This window comes from Paraburkholderia sp. (assembly GCF_034668105.1).
Classification (GTDB): domain Bacteria; phylum Pseudomonadota; class Gammaproteobacteria; order Burkholderiales; family Burkholderiaceae; genus Paraburkholderia.
This window is the reverse complement of sequence record NZ_JAXDPY010000272.1, coordinates 1-3,473: the sequence shown is the minus strand read 5'-3', so window position 1 is coordinate 3,473 and position 3,473 is coordinate 1. Positions and strand designations below refer to the sequence as shown.

The 3,473-nt window shown below is 61.3% G+C and carries 5 protein-coding genes; all 5 read left to right on the top strand.

Going from position 1 to position 3,473, the window contains the following annotated elements:
- Positions 1 to 498 (top strand): aspartate/glutamate racemase family protein (locus QOC89_RS12685; RefSeq protein WP_323045326.1); only part of this gene is annotated, 498 nt, incomplete at its 5' end.
- A 214-nt stretch (positions 499 to 712) separates the two neighbouring features.
- On the top strand, positions 713 to 949 hold the full coding sequence (locus QOC89_RS12680) for a (2Fe-2S)-binding protein (protein WP_323045325.1): 237 nt from the start codon (positions 713 to 715) through the stop codon (positions 947 to 949).
- Positions 950 to 1,224: 275 nt separating this feature from the next.
- Positions 1,225 to 1,962 (top strand): energy transducer TonB, encoded by a 738-nt coding sequence (locus QOC89_RS12675; protein WP_323045324.1) that lies wholly within the window; start codon positions 1,225 to 1,227, stop codon positions 1,960 to 1,962.
- A gap of 28 nt (positions 1,963 to 1,990) precedes the next feature.
- The gene (locus QOC89_RS12670) at positions 1,991 to 2,722 is read left to right on the top strand and encodes a MotA/TolQ/ExbB proton channel family protein (protein ID WP_323045323.1); all 732 of its coding nucleotides are present in this window, start codon (positions 1,991 to 1,993) and stop codon (positions 2,720 to 2,722) included.
- 16 nt (positions 2,723 to 2,738) lie between these two features.
- Complete coding sequence (locus QOC89_RS12665; protein WP_323045322.1) at positions 2,739 to 3,158, top strand: biopolymer transporter ExbD; 420 nt, start codon at positions 2,739 to 2,741, stop codon at positions 3,156 to 3,158.
- Positions 3,159 to 3,473 lie beyond the last annotated feature (315 nt).

Here is a 3,473-nt window from a genome sequence, read left to right as displayed (position 1 = left end):
CTCGCCACCCAGGTGACCTTGCGCAGCGCCCGCTTTCAGGGGCTATTGGAGCGCTACGCCGCCGATTGCCGTTTTCTTTGTCAGCCTGGCCATGGGCTGGTGCAAGCGGTGGAACGTTGCGACGTCGGCTCCGCCGAACTGCGCGCGCTGCTGCGCAATTATCTGCAGCCCATGCTCGATGCCGGCGCCGATACCTTGGTGCTCGGCTGCACTCATTACCCCTTTCTCGATGCGGCGATCCGCGACATCGTCGGCGACCGGCTCATGCTGATCGATACGAGCGTGGCCATTGCGCGCCAACTGGAACGGGTACTCGACCAGCATCGCCTACGCGCCGCCCCGGACAACCCGGACGCGGTTCTGCCCCGCTTTTACTCGACAAGCGACGGCACTCATCAGCAACAGCTCGCCACAACCTTGCTGCAAATCGATGCGGCGGTCGAACAGGTTGTCATCCCATCGCGCCGCACGGCCGCGCCGGATTCCCAAGCCGCATAAAACTCCTCTCGCGCTGTGCTTCGGGGCCTCCGGGGGCCTTTCCGCGCGGCTTGGGGCTGATTTAAGCCCTTTGCGCCGCCGACGCGGGATCCTGTCCCTTAGGCGAAACCCTTCTAAGAGTCTGGTTTTGTTACAAAAAATCATGCAGGACGCTTGCCAAACGGCTCAATCAAAATGATAATAGTTCGCATTAACGTTAGCTATGACGCCTGCCATGATTGTCTGTGTCTGCAAGTCTGTTTCCGACCGAAAGATCCGTGCCTCGATCGCGGAAGGCGTCGATTCGTTCGACGAACTCCAGTTCGAGCTCGGCGTCGCCTCCTGCTGTGGCAAGTGCGCGGATTCCGTGCGCGGTGTCATGATGGAAAGCGGTGTGTGCGCGAGCCGCTGCGGCTTCGAACATCACTCGCAGCCCATGCCGCTGACGTTTTACGAACGCAAGGCCGCCTGAATTTAAGAACGCAAGACCGGTTTTAGAGCTTGGCACACGCCGCGCGCGGCGCTCGTTGCTTCATGCGCTGCGGTTCGCCCTGCTTCACGTGTTATCCCACTGCCGTCAGCAAGCCAGTATCCGTACAAGCCAGCTACCCGCTCATCCTTATAAGGAGTTCGAGATGGAATTGCTGATTGGTTTCGTGACTACTTTGTTCATTTCGCTGCTGATCTTCCGAACATGACAATGTCTTGTCTGACGCGCCGTCTCTGCGACACGTCGCCACGCTAGATATGCAGGCCTCGCATACCGTTTCAGCCGGCGTCGCGCCGGCTTCGTCCGCCCGAATCAATTCCCGTGTCTGGACCGCGACGGCCGCCGTTGCGGCGATTCACGTCGCGTTGCTGGCGGTGATCCTGACCTTGCGTCACGATCCCGTGCAGCCGCCGCTCGAAGCGCGCGTCATGACCGCGCAACTACTGGCACCGGCGCCCGTGGCCGCGCCCGTTACGGTGCAATCGGCCACGCCGCCGCCGCCCAAGCCGACGCCACCGGTTCATACGAAGCCCAGGATCCAGCCAAAGCCGATACTGACGGCCAAGCCGACGCCAACACCATTGCCCGAGGCGGCCCCGCCGGCGCCTACGCCGGTCGCACCGGCTGACCCAACGCCAGCCGCGCCGGCTGCACCGGCTGCACCGGCCGCTCAGGCTGCGCCAGCGGTCGGCCGTCCGACGATGGACATCACAGCGCCCAAGAACGTGTCACACATTGAGTGCAGCATGATCACGCCGGACTACCCCGCGTTGTCGAAGCGCCGCGGCGAGACCGGTACGGCCTATGTGACGTTCGTCATCGGACCGACGGGGAAGGTCGAAAGCATTTCGCTCAAAAAGAGCAGCGGCTTCAGCCGTCTGGACGACGCCGCGATCGCCGCCGCGCATGCGAGTTCGTGCAAGCCCTATCTCGAGAACGGCCAGGCTATTCGGGCCACGGCCACCCAGCCTTACAACTTCAATCTGAATGATTGAAGCAGCTTTCAAAAAAAAAGGAATTGCAATGCAAAACTACGGATTGGCGCACGTGTGGGCGCAAGGGGATTTCGTGACGCGCGGTATCGCGCTCGCGCTGTTGATCATGTCGGTGATGTCGTGGAGCGTGATCGTCATCAAAGGCTGGAACGTGATGCGCCTGAAGCGTCTCACGAAGAACGCCGAACAGCAGTTCTGGCATTCGGACGATCTCGCCGACGGCGTGAAAAAGCTCGGCTCCGCGCAGTCGACGCCGCAGGACAATCCGTTCCTGGCGCTCGCGCTGGCCGGTCAGGAAGCGGCCGATCACCATCATCAGACGCAGCCGCATCTGCACGATCGCATGGACGTATCGGATTGGGTGACGCGCTGCCTGAAGGACACGATGGATGAAAGCGTCGCGCGCATGCAAAGCGGTCTGGCGATTCTTGCCTCGATCGGTAGCACGGCACCGTTCGTCGGCCTGTTCGGCACGGTGTGGGGCATCTATCACGCACTGCTGGCGATCGGCGCGAGCGGCCAGTCGTCGATCGATCAGGTCGCGGGCCCGGTCGGCGAAGCGCTGATCATGACCGCGTTCGGTCTGTTCGTCGCGATTCCGGCCGTGCTCGGCTACAACGCATTGACGCGCGCCAACAAGGCGCTCGTCGCCAAGCTGAGCCGCTTTGCACACGGTCTGCATGCATTCTTCGTGACGGGCGCCCGTCTGTCGTCGTCCAGGCGCGGCGACGGTTTGCGCCTCGCCACGCGCGCCAACTGATCGACGAGGCATTCCGATGGCAATGAGCCCCTTCGCCGGCGACGATGACGACGGCCTGATGAACGAAATCAACATGACGCCGCTCGTCGACGTGATGTTGGTTCTCCTGATCGTCTTCATGGTGACGATTCCGGTAATTCGTCACGCGGTCAAAATCGATCTGCCGCATGCGAGCAGTCAGAAGGAAGACACGAAACCCGCGCAAGTGACGGTCAGCGTCGATGCGGACGGCAACGTGTTGTGGGACGACAGGAAGGTCGATGAAGCCGCACTGCGCGACAAGATCGCACAGGCTGCGCAAGCGAATCCGCAACCGGAACTGCATCTGGACGCGGACCGTAAGGTCCCGTACGAGAAAGTGGCCGAAGTGATGTCGGCGGCGCAAGCTGGCGGCCTCACGAAGATCGGCTTCGTCACGCAGCCTAAAGGCAAGTAAGGCAAACAAGGACAGGCGCTCCGCAGAGCCGCGCGCCGCTGTTAAGCAGCGCTTGCCGAAAACGCAGAAAAGCGCTTGAAACAAGGCCGAAAAGTAAAAGGCCTTCATCGTCAGATGAAGGCCTATTTTTGTGCGCACCTGGCGCCTTCGGGCGGCGGGATTATTTGCCATCGGTCGAAGAAGATTGATAGCTCGAATCACCGCATGCGACAGCCGTGATCGACACGGACAGCGCGGTCAGCCCTATCAGGCCGGCTATCATAGCGGCCATGAGTTTTCGCATAAGAGACTCCTTAGCGAAGGGATTTCAATATA